This window comes from Planococcus liqunii (assembly GCF_030413595.1).
Classification (GTDB): Bacteria; Bacillota; Bacilli; order Bacillales_A; family Planococcaceae; genus Planococcus; species Planococcus liqunii.
The window spans coordinates 2075090-2093783 of the sequence record NZ_CP129238.1; the positions used below are offsets into that span (position 1 = coordinate 2075090).

An 18694-nucleotide genomic window follows, 5' to 3' on the forward strand; every position below is an offset into this window, starting at 1 on the left:
ATTTTTCCGGAATTATTGCCAAACCCTTTATTTCTGTGTCACTTCAGCCCGTCGCAGCCCGTGTTTGATTGCCGCTTGCGCGGCAGCTAAACGCGCCAATGGAACACGGTACGGTGAACAGCTGACATAATCCATCCCTTGCTGGCAGCAGAATTCAATCGAGCTCTTTTCACCGCCATGTTCTCCGCAAATTCCCGTCTTAAGGTCCGGACGGGTTTGTTTGCCTAATTTGATGCCGGTCTTCACCAATACGCCCACACCTTCTCGGTCGAGCACGGCAAACGGATTGTCCGGAAGGATCTTTCTGTCCACATAATCTTTCAAGAACTTGCCTTCTGCATCGTCGCGGCTGTAGCCGAACGTCGTCTGCGTCAAGTCATTTGTGCCAAATGAAAAGAAGTCGGCTTCGGTGGCAATTTCATCGGCTGTAAGTGCGGCACGCGGCACTTCGATCATGGTGCCGACCGAGTATTCAATTTGTTCACCCGTTTTCTTCTGGACAGCAACCGCGGTTTCATTGACCAGTTCCCGCAGGATTCTCAATTCATTGACATGGCCCACAAGCGGAATCATGATTTCGGGAATTACCGAAATTCCCTTGCTTTGCAGTTTAGCCGCTGAATTGAAAATAGCGGTTACCTGCATTTCATAGATTTCCGGATGGATAATGCCGAGGCGGCATCCACGGTGGCCAAGCATCGGGTTCGATTCATGCAGTTGCCGAACGCGTTTCAACAATTTTTCTTTTACAGCGAGTCCCGGAGAATGGGAGTCCGTCACTTGCATTTCAGCCACTTCTATGGCTAACTGTTCTTTATCCGGCAAAAATTCATGTAGCGGCGGGTCAAGCAAGCGAATGGTCACAGGAAGCCCCTGCATCGCTTCAAAGATGCCTTCAAAATCACTTTCCTGCATCGGCAATAGCTGGTCGAGTGACCGTATTCTTTCTTCTTCCGTTTCCGCCAGAATCATTTGCTGAACAATCGGGGCCCGTTCCGAGTCCATAAACATGTGCTCGGTGCGGCACAGTCCAATGCCTTCCGCTCCGAATTCCACCGCTTTTCTCGCGTCTTCTGGATTGTCGGCATTCGCCCGTACGTCGAGGCTCCGTTCCTGGTCTGCCCATGACAGCAACAGTTCAAATTCCTTGGAAAGCTCCGGAGCGATCATCGGAATTTCTCCCGCGAATATTTCACCGGTCCCGCCGTCTATTGTAATCGTATCCAGCTGTTTGATGACCGTTTCGCCCACTTGGAACTGTTTTCGCTGCATATCAATTTTCACGGCTTCACAGCCGCAAATGCACGATTTCCCCATGCCTCTTGCCACAACGGCCGCATGGCTCGTCATGCCGCCGCGGCTCGTGACGACGCCTTGTGCCGCAATAATGCCATGGATATCGTCCGGCGTGGTTTCCGTGCGGACCAAGATGACGTTTATGCCTTCTTTGCTCAAATGCTCGGCTTCGTCCGGATCAAATACGACCCGTCCCGTAGCCGCTCCCGGAGAAGCCGGCAAGCCCTTCGCAAGCACGTCTTTCTGGTAGCGGTCGTCAATGCGGCGGTGGAGCAATTGGTTCAGTTGTTCGGGCTCCACGCGGCCGATCGCTTCCTGTTTTGTCAGGACGCCTTCTTCCACCATTTCGACTGCAGTACGCAGTGCGGCCTGGGCCGTCCGTTTGCCGTTCCGCGTCTGCAGGATGAACAATTTGCCGTGTTCAACCGTAAATTCGATGTCTTGCATATCGCGGTAATGGCGCTCCAGCTGCCGGCATACTTCCGTGAACTGTTCATACACTTCCGGCATATCCTGCTTTAAGGTGTCGATTGGATTCGGGGTCCGGATGCCGGCCACGACGTCTTCCCCTTGCGCATTGATGAGGTATTCGCCGTACAGCAAAGCCTCACCAGTCGAAGGATTGCGCGTGAAAGCGACGCCCGTCCCGGAATCATTCCCCATGTTGCCGAACACCATGCTTTGGATGTTCACAGCTGTGCCGTAGTGGCCGGGGATTTTATTCAGCTGGCGGTAGACGATCGCCCGTTGGTTGTTCCAGGAATCGAAGACAGCGTTGATCGCCAGGAACAGCTGCTGCATCGGGTCTTGCGGGAATTCTTCTTTTTTGTGCTTTTTGACGATCCTTTTATATTCCGCAATGACTTCTTTCCAATCGTCCGCTTCCAGCTCGGGATCGTTTTGGTAGCCTTTCGCTTCTCTGAATTTCTCCAGATACTGTTCAAAATAAAAGACGTCAATCTCCAGTACAACATTCGAAAACATTTGGATAAAGCGACGGTAGGAGTCGTACGCAAAACGCGGATTTCCGGTCAGCCTGGCTACCGCTTCCACTGTTTCATCGTTCATCCCAAGGTTCAGGACGGTATCCATCATCCCCGGCATCGAAAAGACCGAACCAGAACGCACCGACACCAGCAAAGGATTGTCTGTTCCGCCAAGTTTTTTGCCAGTGGATTCTTCTAAACGGGCTAATGAATCCAGGATTTCGGTTTTGACTTCGTCCTGTATGCGCTTTCCGGATTCGTAATAATCGTTGCAGGCTTGTGCAGAAATCGTGAATCCAGGCGGTACCGGCAAACCGATATTCGTCATTTCCGCTAAGTTTGCCCCTTTGCCGCCCAAGATTTCTTTCATTTCACTATTACCTTCGTCGAACATATACACCATTTTAACCATCTGATGACCCCCTTGAAATGAACAAACTGTTTAGAGATTCAAAATATCAATTACGTCGTTCGCCGTTTCTTCAATCGCCTTGTTCGACACATTAATGACTGGGCAGCCGACGCGCTTCATGATTTTTTCTGCATAATCCAGTTCTTCCAGAATGCGGTCCAACCGGGCATATGACGCGTTCGGCTGCAGGCCCATTTTTTTCAGCCGTTCTTTGCGGATTGCGTTTAAATTGTCGGGCGTGATGATCAGTCCGATGCATCGGCCTTTCGGTACCTCAAACAGCTCAACCGGTACAGGCACTTCTGGAACCAATGGAATATTGGCGACTTTATAGCCTTTATACGCCAAGTACATCGAAAGCGGCGTTTTGGATGTCCGTGAGACGCCGATCAACACAATATCCGCTTTTTTGATTCCTTCCAAGTCCCGGGCATCATCATACTTCACCGCAAACTCAATGGCGTCAACTTTTTGGAAATACCTTTCATCTAAGACATGCGTGAGCCCCGGCTTATGGGCGGGCTCCCGATTGAACTTGTCGACAAAAGCCTGCATTAATGGAGCCAGTAAATCAACCGCGGACACATTTTCTTCTTCAGCCCGTTTGTTCAGGTAATCCCTCAACTCATCGACAACAATGGTGTAGACAATGATGGAAGAATCTTTTTTGGCTTTTGCAATGATTTCGTCAATATCCGTTTCATCACTGACATGCGACGAATGGTGGATTCCAATTTCATCCTCGAGGAATTGAGCGGCTACTGCTTTGACCACCCGTTCGGCTGTTTCGCCGATGGAATCTGATACGACGTAGACGATCTCTTTTCGGCTCAACTTATCCTCTCCCCCGTATCCAAAAGTAAATAAAAAGAATGCTCAGTTGATAGAAGAGCATTCATTAAGATTAATGATAGGTCAAAGCCAAGAATTTTGCTATAGTTTTTATAATTTTCCAACCATTCGGCGTTTATTTCATCTTGCCAGTATAGTATTTTGCACGAAACACGAAACAGCCGTCTCCGAAATCGATTGATTTCGGAGACGGCTGTTTTTCCTTTATATTGTTGCCAAATCAATCCAATGCGTCTACCGCATCGATCAATCTGAATCCTGAATACTTGTCATGGCCTGTTTTAAAGACATCTTCCGATGATGACTGAATGATGTGCTTGACTTGTGCCGGCTTTATAGCCGTATTTGCCGCCTGGAATGGTTGCATATGACAAGCAGGAATTATTGCGTCCTGTGCCTGTTGCCGGATTGTAGTTCGGGCCCAAGTCGCCGCCCGGGGACATCTAAAAATAAGTGCCTTGTCCTCCCAGGATTTTTAAAGAATGAGAAGAAAATGACGAAAAGCTTCCCCTGTTATAAAATGTAGATATAAGAATAAAAAAACAGCCTAAATCGGCTGTTTCGTTTCTTTTTATGTATATGGAAAGGAGTGGCGCCCTGTGGATCACTTATCCGCTCTTATAAAAGAAGAATCCATCAGATCCTTCCGCTCCACCATCAGCAAATGTGAAAATGCCTGGATTCAAATGAACGAGAAAGGTTCCAACACCACCTTATTAGAGAAGCGACTCAATGCCCTGAAAGTCGGTTTGGCTGTACTGGAAAATGCCTGGCATGAACAAACCCATCAATATACCTCTGAAGAACTAGCAGAAGCTCGGATAATCTTAAAAATCCTGGTTCCTTCGATTGAACACAGTTATGCCAGATTGAAGCCAGGCAGCCCGCAGCGGACGCTTTTGGAGAGAAGGAAAAAATCGTTGGACCAGGCAATTCAGGAGATTGATGATTTTTGCGGCGAATGACTTAACGACTATTTGCTAGCATCTACGAAAAAGCAGCTTTTGAAACCCATCGGATTTTAAAAGCTGCTTTTTTTCTTCAACTTAAAATATAGAGTCATTCGACAGGCTGAATAGAAGATTCCTCCACCAGCGCAATATTCTCAAAAATCTTATCCACCGATGCAGTTGTGGCATTCCCATAACTTTCAACATATTTTTCCCGAAACGCTCTAACAAGATCCAGGCTTTCTTGATAAGGCAGGTTTTTAACTAAATGCAGCAATTCGCCTTCAGAAATAGATCCGCCCGGCAAAGACTCCCGGATATCAAAATATAAACCGCGCTTATCGGCATATTTCTCGTAATCGTACGCATAACAAATCATCGGTTTATTCAAAATCGAATAATCAAAGTAGATACTGGAATAGTCGGAAATCAACAGATCGGATGCGATCATTAAGTCATTCAACACAGGATAATCGGATACGTTGAAGACAAATTCATCGTCCGTTTCGATATTCAGTACTTTAGCAACCTCGTAATGAGCCCGCAGCAACACTACATACTCATTCCCTAATTCCTTTTTCCAGTTGCCAAAGTGAATGGATGGGTCCAATACACAATTGAAATTGCTGTCCCGTTCGTATTCACGATAAGTCGGGGCATAGAGGATGACTTTTTTGTCCAATGGGATCCCTATTTTCTTTTTCATGGCTTGCTGGGTTTCCTCTGCAACATTTACCAGATCATCGTTTCTCGGCAACCCGCAAACAAAAAACTTTTCTTTATCCAGCTGAAATGCCTGTGAACAAACAGCGGATTCGTAAGTGCTTTGGGCCGCCATGACGTCTACGCCCCACTGGGCTTTGCGCTTAACGGGTTTATCACTTTGCAAAAGGTCGGCCCCCATTTTTTTAATCGGAGTGCCATGCCAAGTATTAAAATAAAAGGTGCGACGCCCCTTGAAATTCAATCCCCGTTCCACTGTCGAGTTCGTAATCCAGCTTCGCGCTTTCAGTGCAGTAAGGTAATACTGGAAAGAGTCGGTTTTGATGGCCTTGCCTCTCGGAATGTCAAAATTGCTTGGTTCGTGGAAAGCCCAAACCAATTCATAACGGTCAAACCTTGGATCTTGGATCATTTTTTCATAAATCATCCGCGGGCTATCATCGAATTTCTTTCCGCCGAAACTTACGAAAAGAATCAAGTTGTCTTCTGGCAATATAAGAAACTTAAGGATATTCACCAAGAGTGTGCCGAACAAAAAATAAGTAAAGTAGAGAGGCTTTAAATACTTCACTAAAGTCATTAAATACTTTTTCACGTCATGGCCTCCTTCAATTTTATTTTAAAAAGCTATTCCAGGCGTATTCATTTTCTTTGCTTTGAGTCGTCCGAATGTCACGGCAGAACCTTTAGTTCAATATAGGTTCATTAAATGAAATTCAGAAGAAATTACAGAAGTGCCAATCATTTAATGCAAAAAGGACTTAGCAGTGCCTGCCACCGCATATCTGAATTACCAAAAAAACATAAAAAATCCGAACCTCTGCATTAAGGAGTTCGGATTTTTCTTTTCTTTTCAACTTGGACAGGAACATGTGGTGAAGAAAGTGAAATCATTCCGGCATAGGAGTCCATTTTGCCAAATCAACAAAAACTATTTTATGGGGATGCTTCCTTATACTGAGGCAGTGTTTTTGGAGTTTATCAGTCTGCATTCAGACTTTTCAAATCAAAAAGATAACTGGCTGATTCGCATTGCAATAGTATTTTCGACCCGCGCGCGCTCGTAAACAACGGCTTCAGTTTCTTGCCGGAAGAATTTACAAACACAATTTCTTTTAGCCGCCGGTAACGGGATGCATTCTTTTCGAACAAATAAAAACGGTCATGCTCTCCGTATCCTCCGGTAGACAACAGCAGTTCGCCGTGAACCGCAAAAGCGGTCGCGCCATTTATATTCGGGATAAAATATTCCGTTTTGCCGTTCCGCCTCTTTCCAATATGAAAATCCGTATAAAAATAAAACCATACTTCATCATCCGCTGTGACATTTAACGCATAGCAGTCCGAAATGAAATGATCCTCCGGCTGTTCATGTTTTTCCAGCATGTGTCCGAATCCATCCCAGCAAATGAGGCCGTCTTTGCCAATGGGATCGTCCCAGCCATTATTGCCGAATATGCCTTCGTCGTAATAGCCTGTCCAAATCTTTCCGTCCCCGGTCGTGTACAAATGTCCAATGCCGTCGCCAAGACAGAACGACCGGATAAAGTTCCCATCCCGGTCAAACACCCGTGCATTTTCATCCACCTGGCCGCCGCCATAATTGATGGATCTCGCGCAGGCAAGCAAAAGCTGATCATCACCAAGCGGCTGCAAAAAATGGTAGTTCCATTTTTGCTTAGGGATGGTTGTCTCGCTCAACTCGCCGTCTTTAATCATAAGCGCTTTATAGGTAATGGCTTCATCCGTGCGGGTCGGTGCAAAACTGCCATCGATCAATTCCGGTATGGAGGAAGCCAGCAGCAGACAAACTTCTCCGTCCGGCCCCAGTGAAACATGGCAAAGCGAATAAGCATCCGTTTCCATTTCCCACTCGGCAACCGTGTCCACTTTAACTTTTTCTATCTTTTTCATTTCTTCATCTCCAATTCGCTGCTAGAACTTTCTACTATTAAAGAGGAAATCAACAGCTTAATTATAGCGTTCTTTACGGAAAACAATCTAAAGTTTATAAATCCATTTGTTTCGCTGCAATTTTCAGGGTATGGAGAACTAAACACTTAAATTTGACAGAATATTAACTATTCGAGAAAATAAAAATGTGTTTGTTTAATCATTAAACAAAGAATGGGGATGAAGAAATGGCTAAGCTAAATATTGGCATGGTCGGCTACAAATTCATGGGCAAGGCGCATAGCAACGCATACCGTGCGTTGCCGATGTTTTTTCCGGACCGCATCACGCCAAATATGAAAGTGATCTGTGGCCGAAATACCGCAGCCGTATCAGCGGCCGCTGCACAATTCGGCTGGGCAGAACACACATCGGACTGGAAAGCGCTTGTTTCTCGGGAAGATATTGACTTGATCGACATCAACGCCCCGAGCAACGCGCATAAGGAAATTGCCGTTGCGGCAGCCAGTGCCGGCAAACACCTCTACTGTGAAAAACCGCTGGCACTGTCACTCCAGGATTCACGCGACATGCTGGAAGCGGCAGAAAATGCAGGCGTCAAGCATATGGTCGGCTTTAATTACCGCTTTGCGCCCGCCGTCATGCTGGCGAAGAAACTGATTGACGAAGGCCGCTTAGGCGACATCTATCATTTCCGTGCCTGGTTTTTGCAGGACTGGCTGGTGGATCCGGACTTCCCTCTTGCCTGGCGCCTGCAAAAAGAAATTGCCGGTTCTGGTGCCCACGGCGATTTGGGGGCGCATTTGATTGACATGGCCCATTACTTGATTGGTGATATCACTGAAGTGATCGGCATGAGCGAAACCTTCATTAAAGAGCGCCCGCTGCCGGAAGAAACTGGCGGTTTATCGGCAACGAGCGGAAACCCATCGCAAACAGGCCCCGTCACCGTCGACGATGCCACTTTGTTCTTGGCGCGTTTTGGAAACGGCGCACTTGGCAGTTTTGAAGCGACCCGTTTCGCGACCGGCCATCGCAGCACCAATTCGTTCGAAATCAATGGCTCCAAAGGCAGCGTCATTTTTGATTTTGAACGGATGAACGAACTGCAAGTTTACTTCACCGACGATAAAGAAGATGTACAAGGTTTCCGCCGCGTACTGGCAACCGATCCGGCGCATGCCTATTCCGGTGTCTGGTGGCCTGCCGGACATCCGATCGGCTATGAACATACCTTCACACACGCGTTCGTCGAATTTCTGGACGCCATCGAGCAAGACCGGCAGCCGGTTCCGAATTTCAACGACGGCGTCAAATGCCAGCAAGTGCTGGAAGCCGTGGAACTTTCCGTACGAGAAAGAAAGTGGATTGACGTTACAAGCCTTTGATAACCGAACTTGAACCGATAGGAGTGCTAAGAATATGAAGAAAAAAGCATTGATTGTCCAAGGCGGATGGGATGGCCATGAGCCGGAACAAGTTGCCCGAATTTACAAAGACCTACTCGTTGCCGAAAATTTTGATGTCGAAATATCCGATACGCTTGACGCATATGCAGACGCCGAAAAATTGAAAGCGCTTCATTTGATTGTGCCGCACTGGACGATGGGTGAAATCGACCCGCAATACGTGCGCAACGTTTCGGAAGCTGTCATCAGCGGAGTTGGGCTCGCCGGCAGCCACGGCGGCATGTGCGATTCATTCCGCAAAAACGTCGACTGGCAGTTTATGACCGGAGGCAACTGGGTGGCGCATCCTGGCAACGACGGCGTTGAATACACGGTCAACGTCAAACATTCTTCAAGTCCGATTTTGGAAGGATTGGATGATTTCAAAGTCGTCAGCGAACAATACTACTTGCACGTCGACCCGGCCGTTGAAGTGCTGGCCACTACCCGCTTCCCCGTGGCGGACGGTCCGCATAGGTTGAACAAAGCTGTCGACATGCCGGTTGTCTGGACGAAGCGCTGGGGCGTTGGCCGCGTCTTCTATAATTCGCTCGGACATGTGGCGGACATTGTAGCGATGCCTGAAGTATCGTTCATCATGAAAAAAGGGTTTCTTTGGGCAGCTGAAGGCAAAACGCTCTACGGAGATTCAAACAACGGAAGCTATGCAGCTTCTGGCAACACTCAAATCTACACCGGCATGGGCGACAGCCAGTAAGGGAGGAACAGCATGAGCACATTCAAGATCGGCATCATCGGCTGCGGGTACATAAGCTCTATTTACATGGAAAATATCCCGGCCTTCAACCATTTATCGCTTGTGGCCTGCGCAGATTTGGACTTGGAACGCGCCCGCTCACAAGCCGCGCAATACGGAATTCCGAAAGCCTGTACCGTTCAGGAATTGCTGGATGACCCGGAAATCGATTTGGTTATTAATTTAACACTTCCCAATGTACATGCGGAAGTTTGCCTTCAAGTGCTGGAAGCCGGCAAACATGTCTACGTTGAAAAACCGCTGGCCATCAGTCTGCAGGAAGCAAAACTTGTGTTGGACAAAGCGGAAGAAAAAGGCTTACTGGTCGGCAGCGCCCCGGATACGTTCCTCGGAGCGGGCATCCAAACGGCTCTGCAGTTGATCCAAAATGGGGACATCGGCGTCCCAATCGGCGCGTCAGCATTCGTCATCAGCCGCGGGCACGAGCACTGGCATCCGAACCCTGCTTTTTACTACGAAGAAGGCGGCGGCCCGCTGTTTGATATGGGACCGTATTATTTAACCGCTTTGATCGCGCTGCTCGGCCCCATCGACCGCATTGCTGGATCCGCACGCATCAGTTATCCGGAACGCACCATCCTTAGCAAACCGAACGCCGGACAGAAAATCGAGGTTTCAACCGAAACTCATATTGCCGGAACGATCGATTTTGCATCCGGTGCGATCGGTACCCTTACATCCAGTTTTGACGCGTTCGGCGGCTCCACGCTTCCGCCGATTGAAATCTACGGCAGCGAAGGCACCTTGCTCGTTCCGGATCCCAATACATTCGGCGGACCGGTGCGGCTGCGCAAAAAAGACCAAGAAGACTTTACCGACATCCCTCTTGTCTCCAGTTTCCAAGACAACGCCCGCGGCATCGGCGTCGCGGATATGGCCCATGCCATACTGAACGGCGAAACGCACCGTGCGAACGGAGCGCTCGCTTATCACGTGTTGGAAGCGATGCACGGCTTTTTGATTTCGTCGCGGGATAGTGCTTATTACCGGATGGAGAGCTCATGTACGAAACCGGAAGCATTCTCGATTAGCGAACGGGTTTTCAAGTAAGCTGTTTGGTTATTGATACTTCTTCAATCTAAAAAAGAATGGTGAAATTCGTCTTTTCACGGATGAATTTCGCCATTCTTTTATTCATTTTGCCTTTCTCCTGATTTCCTTTGGGTATTTACGGCGAAAACCTTCACCCTTAGCCAAGAAGATTTCCTCGAAGTGCTCCATGAAAGAGAAACGGTTTGACGTTCATGATATATTGTAGAAAACATAAAAGGAGAAACACTATGGCAAAATTCAAGCGGATCGGCAGGAATGCCCTTTTCACCTTATCAGCCGTTGTCCTGCTCTGCGCCTGTTCACAGGAAGACGCCGAGCAGGAAACACTCGTCGCTTTAGGCGATTCCATCACATATGGCGCCAACCTCGAAGACAGCGGCCAGTCGGCTTATCCGCACTTGATTGGTGAAGATGCCGGATTCGAAGTGCAGAACCTTGCCGTCTCAGGCTGGCAAACCGCTCAGGTCATGGAAGCTCTTCGCGGAGACCAAGAATACCGGCAAAGGGTCCAAGACGCAGACGTGATTGCCATGACAATCGGCAGCAACGATCTGCTTGAAATCCTCCGGCTTGCTGAAACTACCGGTGCAGACAACCCGGGACAAGTAGAAGTATTACTGAGGCAAGAGCTTGGGAATAGCGTTGTCTTCGATGAAATCGGTGAACTCATTGAAGAGATCCAGTCACTGACAGACGCCCAAATCCTTCTTTATAACATTTACAATCCTTTTCCGCCTGGCAATTCCATGCACCAAATCGGTGAAGCCCTTCTCCCTGAAGTAAACGCCACGTTCCGAGAGGTTACTGAAAGCTCTGAGAATGTCTACCTGATAGATGCCTATTCAGCTTTCAACGGCAAACAGGAAGACTATATCATCCCCGGCGATATTCATCCAACAGAAGAAGGACAAGCTGTACTTGCTGAAATCGGGCTGGAGGCTATAAATACTGATTAAAAAAAGCATTGCCCAATCGGCAATGCTTTTTCACTTTCTTGAAGCCCAGCAGACAAACCAAGCATTATTTCAACTTATTTAACTCAAGACTAATACTGCTCACTAAATGATCAATTTTGTAAACTATTTTTAAAATATTACTTTATTTCCTTAATTTTCTGATGCATACTAATGAAGAAATAAGACTATCTCTCAAATCGCATATCAAAAGGGGAAAAACAATGCACCAATCCATTCACTTATTAGCGCCTAGCACGATGGCACTAGACAGGTATTATAAAGTTTATTCAACTGAATCTTCTTTTTTATTCGCTAAAGTTGGCGGCCAATTTTATGATGAGGCAAGCGATGAGTCGATGCCGTTGGTTGTAGGGCTTGCCATGATGCTTTCAAGAAAGCTATTTTTCCATAAAAGAAAAGAACAGCGAGAAGCGGCAATCGATCGCCAAATGAGCGAAAATCCACAAAGCCTGCTCAATAGCAGTAAGAATTTTGATATCCATTTCTCAGCCATCAATAAAGTAGAGATGAAGACCCAATCGACATTCCACACTGCGGGCACTGCTAACGGGACGCTTCGAATCTATTTGAATGACGGCAGCGAAAGAAAATTCACGATTCCTTCTTTTGTTACCACAGAAGCTGTCGCCGAGTTCTTCGAAGCCCAGCATATTCCTATGGAAACCGTTAAATAATAGAAGCATTTTATAAGGAAGTCAGGGAAAGCGGATTTTGTGAACTTGGAAAGCATTAGGCTTTTCAAGTGAACAATTCCCCGGAAGCGCTAATAATCGTTGCACTTGCCACTACAAAAAGAAGTAACCAGCCCCTCCTTTAAACGGATGGTGGATGGTTACTTCTTTTGCTTAAACATCTTCATTTTAACCAGCCGCTCTTTCGCGGCCTGAACTGCAATGACCCGGTGTACCGGCACTCGGTCTTTCTATTCCTTGTAAAATCTATTACCGACTTTGTTGAATTCCAATTGCATTACTATTGTGGGCTTGGATTTTGTTCATTACAGGAAGGCGGTTACAAGATAAACACGCCAATAAAAGATACATACTTTTTAATCCATCGTGATGACCACTTTTCCTTTAGCTTGCCCTTCGCCAAAATACCGGAGAGCATCGGCGGCCTGGAACAATGGATAGCTTTTATCGATAACAGGCACGATTTTGCCCCTTTCGAAAAGCACTTTTATCACGTTTAAATCCTGTTGGTTTGGAAGATGGATGAGGATTCCCATCTTCTTTTTCGTCATTCGTGAAACCAATGGACCCAAAAACGCAAACTGAATAATTCGGGCCGTTCTGCCTCCAATTACGACATAGCGGCCTTTCGGTTTTAAAGAGTGTTTACAATCGAAAATCGAGCGATTCGCGACAACATCCAAGATCAAGTCATACTGCTCTCCATTTTCAGTGAAGTTTTCTTTTGTATAATCAATGACATGGTCTGCACCAATCGAACGCAGCATCGCCAATTTCCCTGAATTGTCCACAGCGGTCACTTCCGCACCAAATGATTTCGCGATTTGCACCGCAAACGTACCGACTCCCCCGCCGGCACCATTTAACAAAACTTTTTGCCCTTTGCTTATCCTTCCTTTATAGCGGAGCCCTTGCAAAGCGAGCACTGCTGCTTGAGGAATAGCAGCTGCCTGTTCGTTTGTCATGTGGGCTGACTTCAACGCTAATGCATCTTCTCGGACACATACATACTCGGCAAAACCGCCCCATCCGGCTCCTGAAATATCGCCATATACCTCATCGCCCAGAAAAAATTGCTTTACACTTTTGCCCACCGCTATGACCTGCCCCGCAATGTCAGCGCCAAGTATTGGGTATTTCGGTGTAAAAAGCCCTCCTATCCGGGTCAATAAAGGTTTCCCTCTTAAAAGATCCCAGTCCCATGAGTTTACGGAAGCCGCACAGACTTTTATCAGCACTTCATTGTCATTAGGCGAAGGTTTTTTGACCTCTTTGAACCGGAGAACTTCAGGCAAACCGTATTTCGTTGCGACAAGTGCTTTCATTTTGCAACTCTCCTCTTTTAGGCGGACGCTAATAGACAGGTACAGTTGTTTTTTCATCCTCGGGAACAACATCTGAACCATTAAAGCCTTTCACGATGAGCCACACCGCTAAGGTCATTTCATAAACTGCTATCGGCAGCGCCAACAGACCTCCAACTAATGATACTTGTTGGATAACGCCGAACATGACCAGCAAGGCACAGATGAAAACCAGTACGGCACCCGACATGCCTAAGTAGGCGATAGCCGCCGGCACAAGCTTTGATTTATAAAAGATATAACTGTACATGATCGTATTGATGCCGAGGAAAAAAAGCGGCCCGAGCATGAAAGTCCAGTCGTGTATGGCAATCAAGGAAGTTCCGGCAGCTTGAAATGAGGCGGCATCCGGAGCTCCTGCTGCTGCAAATTCACGGCTTAATGTCAAGAGAGCGAGCACACTGACTATTCCGATGGTGATGACAACCGCTTCTAGAAAACGGAAGCAAACGTGCCAAAGTGCGATGGTTTCATTGTACTTCCGCAAAATGGGAAACATCGTAGTCGCCGTACCAATGGCTGATACCACCAGGATCAATTCCATCAGGGCGCCGAGCAACACCTGGTTGGCGTGGCTGGAGCCTTCAATCAGGTAATCCGGACCATTCAAAATGGGATTGTATAAAAGAACCCCTGCTATGGCCGAAACTGCTGCAAGAATAAACAAAACACCAATAAGTTTCGCCGTTCTTTTGGATGAATTCATGTTCCTCTTCCTTTCTATCAAAAGAGACTGCGGCCATCTTGTGCCAAACACATTGAGGCAAACGGCCTTTTTGCCGCTTGTCATTCCATTGAAAAAATACAGGTTTCCCAAAACACGAAAAATTTCTTTAGCTTTTTATCGCCGGTGCGTCAACAGCGAATAGCCTAGCCAAGCGATGCCGATTCCCATTGGCACGGCCATCAGCCTTGCCAGTTCGTGAGGGAGCACGGCAGCTCCCAAAGATGCCACTGCCCCGAAGGCAAATATGGCGGCACCCCAGCGCGACAGGATACCTGCGCGGAATGTAGCGATGCCAAACACTACGCCTCCGGACAAATACAATATCCCGCCTACTGGCCCGATTGCTGCAAGAATTCCAAGGTTGACTTCGCTTCCCGCTCCACTGAAAATCCCCAGGAAGCCTTCTACAAATTTCGGTGCGTCTGCCGCTAGCAGCGGTATGATCAAGGCTTCGGCGAAATTGAAGGAAGCTGAGAGTACCAAAAAGAGGCTAAACAGAAGAAAACCAGCAAGGCCCAGCCACCCGGCCTTTTCCGCTTGTTTCACGTAAATACCCACCATGCCCAGCAGCCAGAAAAGGCACATGGCAAAAGTTAAATAGTGGACGTTTGCCCATGCGCCAGACGTGACCGTCGAGAGAAGTTCAGGCGGGTGGATCATTTGAATGAGCACATAAAAGAAACCTGCCACCATAGCTGACAACCCTGCCCCGCGGAAAAGAGCCAAAGCCGTTAACTTCCATTTTCCTTTTGCCTTAACCGCAGATTTTTGGTCAACGTCAGCCTGTATGTTTTCTTTATAAACCGTAACTTGTTGATGTGTATTCATGAGTTCGTCTCCTTTACGATTGATTTTTGTTGTTATCTCTCAAACTTTACTGGTTGTTCCCAACCTGAATAACTGAAATTAAAGGAAGCCCCAGATCACGTATTTTCCGCAACATACCATGTAAGGCTGCCTGATCCGCTACTGCACCGGAGAGAATGGTTGTTCCGTCGCTTTCAAGGGTGAAGGAAAAGCCCTCAAACCAGTCGGCCCACCGGTCATTCAGATGTCCTTTGAGGCGAATTTCATACAATTCTGGCGTCTCGTAGCCATTGCTTGCTTCTTTTTCCCCGTTCATTTTGCGCCTCCTTTTCTCTTCTTAAATTAAAAGATACACGTGCATGTGGTGAGAGCACATCACCATATGTGGTGATTTATCAAATAAAAAGAATAAATTTAAAAACAAAAAAACTGCACCGGAATTGCTAGACTTGGGTCTAACGATTCCGGTGCAGTTCAAATCCGCCTGGATAGGAAGGGGTGCATTCTCATCAAAACAATCCGAGTTCCTCAGCCCGGCGGATGGCTGCACGGCGGTTGTTTACTTCGAGTTTGCCGTAAATGTTCTTGGTATGGGACCGCAGCGTGTTTAAGGAGACTGTAAGCTCCCGGGCAATGTCAGGGCCGCTCATGTCGGTTCGAAGCAGCCTCAGCACGTCAAGTTCGCGTTCACTCAAATGTTCGCTTAAAGGCTGTTTAGCAGGCACGTTAGGTTCTGTCTGGCCAAAAGCTGTTAACAGGCGACGGACATAGTGCGGGGCAATCCTCTTTTTTAGGGCCGCTTCAAGCAAGGCCGCCATAGAAGGACCTTCATCTGCAAAGACGCGGACATATCCTTCCGGCTCTGCCAGGGACAGTGCTCGCTGCAGGGGCACAAGTCCGGCAGAGGTGCCGCTTTCCAGCTGATCGGCAAACGCCTTCACAATCAGGATTTCAATTACGCTCCCCATCCTTTCGCCTTCTTCTGCAGCTTTGAGGAGGCGTTCCAGGAATTCTATTGCCACGGGCAAAGAGCGATGGTCTGCGAGCCCACTCGCATAGCTGGCCAAAAGCACTCGGATCATGGTGATATGCTCAAATTCACGCAAGTAACTCAGGCTGTTGTCGACGGATAGACCCTGCTCCCGCATCCAATCGAGAGCGTCGTCCAGCCTCCCTTGTTTAAGCCACACCTGTGCCTTTAACGCTGCAATGGGCCGGACGTTCGGGAAAAAGTCACTGACATACAGCTGTTCTGCCTCTGTGTAAAGTTGGAGCGCCTCGTCGAAATCTCCTTGAGCTTCCTTTATGCGGGCCATGGCGACGCAAGAGCGGTATTGGTTTTGCGGGAAACCGGTATGCTCACCTTGTTCCTTGCTTTTCATTAAATGCTTCAAGGCTTTTGGCAAATCGTTAGATTCCCGGCAAAGCTCACTCATTCCCACCCACATATCTGCCGTTCCCCGCATGGCAGGTTCGCCCTGTTCCACCGCTAACTGCAATCCGCGCTCGTAAACTCGCATTGCCTGGCGAAGCCGGCCTTGGGCAATCCGGATATCAGCCAAAGCGATTGATCCCCCAATGACATCAGATAGATTGCCGGCCAGCTGTAAATTTGCCATGCCATCGAAATAAGTATGGTGTGCCGTCTCGAGTTCCCCGCTTGTCCAGTAGGCAAGCCCCAAAAGACCGGCTGCCGCTCCCCGCCGGAGATGATCCGTTTCAGGGACGAGGCCGAGAACCCGCCGGGCGTTTTTCATGGCAGCGGATATGTCCCCCTGCGCCAAAGCATTTGCGGCACGGTAAAGAGAGATTGAGCTCAGGAGCCCGCGAAATTCGTCTTTGTCTACGACGACCATGCCATCCAAAAAAGATTCGGTTTTTTCATGCGCATCAGCCATTTCCAGCCACCGTTCAGCGTCCTGCAACCGCTCCTCTACTGTCGCGATCTCACCGGCCGACAATAACGCCCAGGCATAAATTACACTAAGGACCGGCCTCTGGCGGACAAGCTCATCGGGAATTGCTTTCAGCCAGCCGAGCATCGCCGCTTCCTGGCGATTCCTGCGCATATCTGCCCAAGCCAGCTCAATCAAGCCCGCCGCCCGGGAAAAATCTTCGGCGGCAAGTGCATGGCGAATCGCATCAGCCGAAAAGCCGTGTATTTCATACCACGTGCTCGCGCTCAAGTGCAGATCAGCTAATTGGGCCCGCTGCTCTTCCTTTAAATACGCATATAGAACTTCGGCAAAAAGGTGATGATAGCGATACCAGTGGCGAGTTTCATCCATCGGAACAACGAAGAAGTTGCCCTGCTCCAACGCCTCCAACTGAACGGCCCCATCCTGCCGGCCAGTGACGGCATCGCAAAGTGGCCCGTTTAACCGGTCAAGAATGGAGGTCTGAAGCAAAAAGGCCCGGACATGGTTTGGCTGCAGCTGCAGAACCTCTTCGACCAGATAGTCCACGATATACCGATTGTCTCCGGCGAATGCCTGGATAAATGCTGGAATGTCACTGCGCCCCTGCATCGAAAGTGCTGCCAGCTGAAGCCCGGTTATCCAGCCTTCGGTACGCGACTCCAGCGCCGTAATTTCATCAGCTGTGAGATTCAAGCGCATCATCCCTTTGAGGAACAGGGCCGTTTCATCGGGAGTAAAGCGCAGGTCGGCGGCACGCAATTCGTTCAGTTGCCCCCTTGCACGCATCCTGGCCAAGGGAAGCGGCGGGTTTTCACGTGAGGCGATGGCCAAATGCATCTGTGTCGGAAGGTGTTCGAGCAAGAAGCTGAGAGCCTCATTTATTTCTTTGGAATCAATCACGTGGAAATCATCAAGAACAAGGATGAATTTGAACGAAATGGCCGAGATTTCATTGATCAGAGCCGTCAGAACCGATTCGATTGGCGGTGGCTGCTGGGATTGAAGCAAATCCACCACGCCGGTTCCAAAGTCTTCCTTAATCGTCTGCAATGCTGCAATAAAATAAGACAAGAAGCGTACAGGGTCACTATCCCCTTTGTCCAGCGACAACCATGCGACCCTCCGGCCGCAATCGGCTGCCCATTCGCTAATCAGCGCCGTCTTGCCAAACCCGGCGGAGGCAGCGATAAGCGTCAGTTTGCGATCCAATCCAGCATTAAGCCGTTCAATCAGACGTGGCCGCTGGACACTGTTTGGCCGTGGCTGTGGAATATAAAGTTTGGTCGATAAAATTGGAATATTCATAATTCTATTTTACCATGAAAATATTCTTCCTCACATCAAGATTTCTCCTTTAAACGATCACGCCGATTATTACGTAAATTTCTTGGACAAAAATACACCCAACAAAAGTAAAAAAATATTGACCACGCGGGTGCTGATTAAAATTGATGCCATGCTAAAAAGGGTCTCATCAGACCTGGAGACGCGCTCAAATCAAAAACCGCATTGAAAAAGCCGTTCTTTTAGAGAACGACCTTGTAGACTTTCATGAAGAATTTTATCGATGCAGAAATGGGGAAAAGGGTTGTATGGCTGGTTCAGCATCCAAACATATGTATTCACAGTTCATGAAGAAATAGGGGAAACACTGTAGGAAACACGCAGAAAGTATACGGAGGAGCAGAGTCAGAAAGAGATTTAAGATTTATGCATTGGAACATCTATGGTTAACCTCAAACATGAGTTCATTGTATTTCACATTATACCAGCGGTTCTCAAATTTCCCCTGTAAA

15 protein-coding genes are annotated in these 18694 nt (G+C 48.0%); 6 read left to right on the forward strand and 9 right to left on the reverse strand.

Translation table 11 applies throughout. The annotated features are described in order from the left end of the window. Window positions 1-27 precede the first annotated feature (27 nt). Together ppdK and QWY22_RS10520 are read right to left on the reverse strand one after the other, a co-directional pair. On the reverse strand, window positions 28-2694 hold the full coding sequence (gene ppdK, locus QWY22_RS10515) for a pyruvate, phosphate dikinase (protein ID WP_300980836.1): 2667 nt from the start codon (window positions 2692-2694) through the stop codon (window positions 28-30). A 30-nt stretch (window positions 2695-2724) separates the two neighbouring features. Further along, window positions 2725-3528 (reverse strand): pyruvate, water dikinase regulatory protein, encoded by an 804-nt coding sequence (locus tag QWY22_RS10520; protein WP_300980837.1) that lies wholly within the window; start codon window positions 3526-3528, stop codon window positions 2725-2727. Window positions 3529-4145: 617 nt separating this feature from the next. Between QWY22_RS10520 and QWY22_RS10525 the strand changes: the two genes are divergently transcribed. Continuing rightward, on the forward strand, window positions 4146-4511 hold the full coding sequence (locus tag QWY22_RS10525; RefSeq protein ID WP_300980838.1) for a hypothetical protein: 366 nt from the start codon (window positions 4146-4148) through the stop codon (window positions 4509-4511). A gap of 94 nt (window positions 4512-4605) precedes the next feature. Here QWY22_RS10525 and QWY22_RS10530 read toward each other — a convergent pair whose 3' ends face one another. Together QWY22_RS10530 and QWY22_RS10535 are read right to left on the reverse strand one after the other, a co-directional pair. After that, window positions 4606-5814 carry a CDP-glycerol glycerophosphotransferase family protein gene (locus QWY22_RS10530; protein ID WP_300980839.1) on the reverse strand — a complete coding sequence of 403 codons (1209 nt, stop codon included), beginning with the start codon at window positions 5812-5814 and terminating at the stop codon, window positions 4606-4608. A gap of 386 nt (window positions 5815-6200) precedes the next feature. Continuing rightward, window positions 6201-7133, reverse strand: coding sequence for a YxiH-YxzG fusion protein (locus QWY22_RS10535; RefSeq protein WP_300980840.1), 933 nt, complete (start codon window positions 7131-7133; stop codon window positions 6201-6203). Between the two features lie 227 nt (window positions 7134-7360). Between QWY22_RS10535 and QWY22_RS10540 the strand changes: the two genes are divergently transcribed. The 5 genes from QWY22_RS10540 (at window position 7361) to QWY22_RS10560 (ending at window position 12063) form a co-directional block, all read left to right on the forward strand. Further along, the gene (locus tag QWY22_RS10540; RefSeq protein ID WP_300980841.1) at window positions 7361-8521 is read left to right on the forward strand and encodes a Gfo/Idh/MocA family protein; all 1161 of its coding nucleotides are present in this window, start codon (window positions 7361-7363) and stop codon (window positions 8519-8521) included. A 34-nt stretch (window positions 8522-8555) separates the two neighbouring features. Beyond that, window positions 8556-9299: a ThuA domain-containing protein gene (locus QWY22_RS10545; protein WP_300980842.1), complete on the forward strand. Its 744-nt coding sequence runs from the start codon at window positions 8556-8558 to the stop codon at window positions 9297-9299. 12 nt (window positions 9300-9311) lie between these two features. Further along, the gene (locus tag QWY22_RS10550; RefSeq protein WP_300980843.1) at window positions 9312-10409 is read left to right on the forward strand and encodes a Gfo/Idh/MocA family protein; all 1098 of its coding nucleotides are present in this window, start codon (window positions 9312-9314) and stop codon (window positions 10407-10409) included. A gap of 230 nt (window positions 10410-10639) precedes the next feature. Next, on the forward strand, window positions 10640-11368 hold the full coding sequence (locus QWY22_RS10555) for a GDSL-type esterase/lipase family protein (protein ID WP_300980844.1): 729 nt from the start codon (window positions 10640-10642) through the stop codon (window positions 11366-11368). Window positions 11369-11589: 221 nt separating this feature from the next. Then, window positions 11590-12063 carry a hypothetical protein gene (locus QWY22_RS10560; protein ID WP_300980845.1) on the forward strand — a complete coding sequence of 158 codons (474 nt, stop codon included), beginning with the start codon at window positions 11590-11592 and terminating at the stop codon, window positions 12061-12063. Window positions 12064-12437: 374 nt separating this feature from the next. Here QWY22_RS10560 and QWY22_RS10565 read toward each other — a convergent pair whose 3' ends face one another. The 5 genes from QWY22_RS10565 to QWY22_RS10585 all read right to left on the reverse strand — a co-directional run bounded on the left by QWY22_RS10565 (window position 12438) and on the right by QWY22_RS10585 (window position 18203). Next, window positions 12438-13406, reverse strand: a complete 969-nt coding sequence (locus QWY22_RS10565; RefSeq protein WP_300980847.1) for an NAD(P)-dependent alcohol dehydrogenase — start codon at window positions 13404-13406, stop codon at window positions 12438-12440. Window positions 13407-13434: 28 nt separating this feature from the next. Beyond that, window positions 13435-14151 (reverse strand): DUF4386 domain-containing protein, encoded by a 717-nt coding sequence (locus QWY22_RS10570; RefSeq protein ID WP_300980848.1) that lies wholly within the window; start codon window positions 14149-14151, stop codon window positions 13435-13437. A gap of 135 nt (window positions 14152-14286) precedes the next feature. After that, window positions 14287-15000 carry a hypothetical protein gene (locus QWY22_RS10575; RefSeq protein ID WP_300980849.1) on the reverse strand — a complete coding sequence of 238 codons (714 nt, stop codon included), beginning with the start codon at window positions 14998-15000 and terminating at the stop codon, window positions 14287-14289. A 46-nt stretch (window positions 15001-15046) separates the two neighbouring features. After that, window positions 15047-15295: a DUF8691 family protein gene (locus tag QWY22_RS10580; RefSeq protein ID WP_300980850.1), complete on the reverse strand. Its 249-nt coding sequence runs from the start codon at window positions 15293-15295 to the stop codon at window positions 15047-15049. Window positions 15296-15488: 193 nt separating this feature from the next. Further along, on the reverse strand, window positions 15489-18203 hold the full coding sequence (locus QWY22_RS10585; RefSeq protein ID WP_300980851.1) for a winged helix-turn-helix domain-containing protein: 2715 nt from the start codon (window positions 18201-18203) through the stop codon (window positions 15489-15491). Window positions 18204-18694 lie beyond the last annotated feature (491 nt).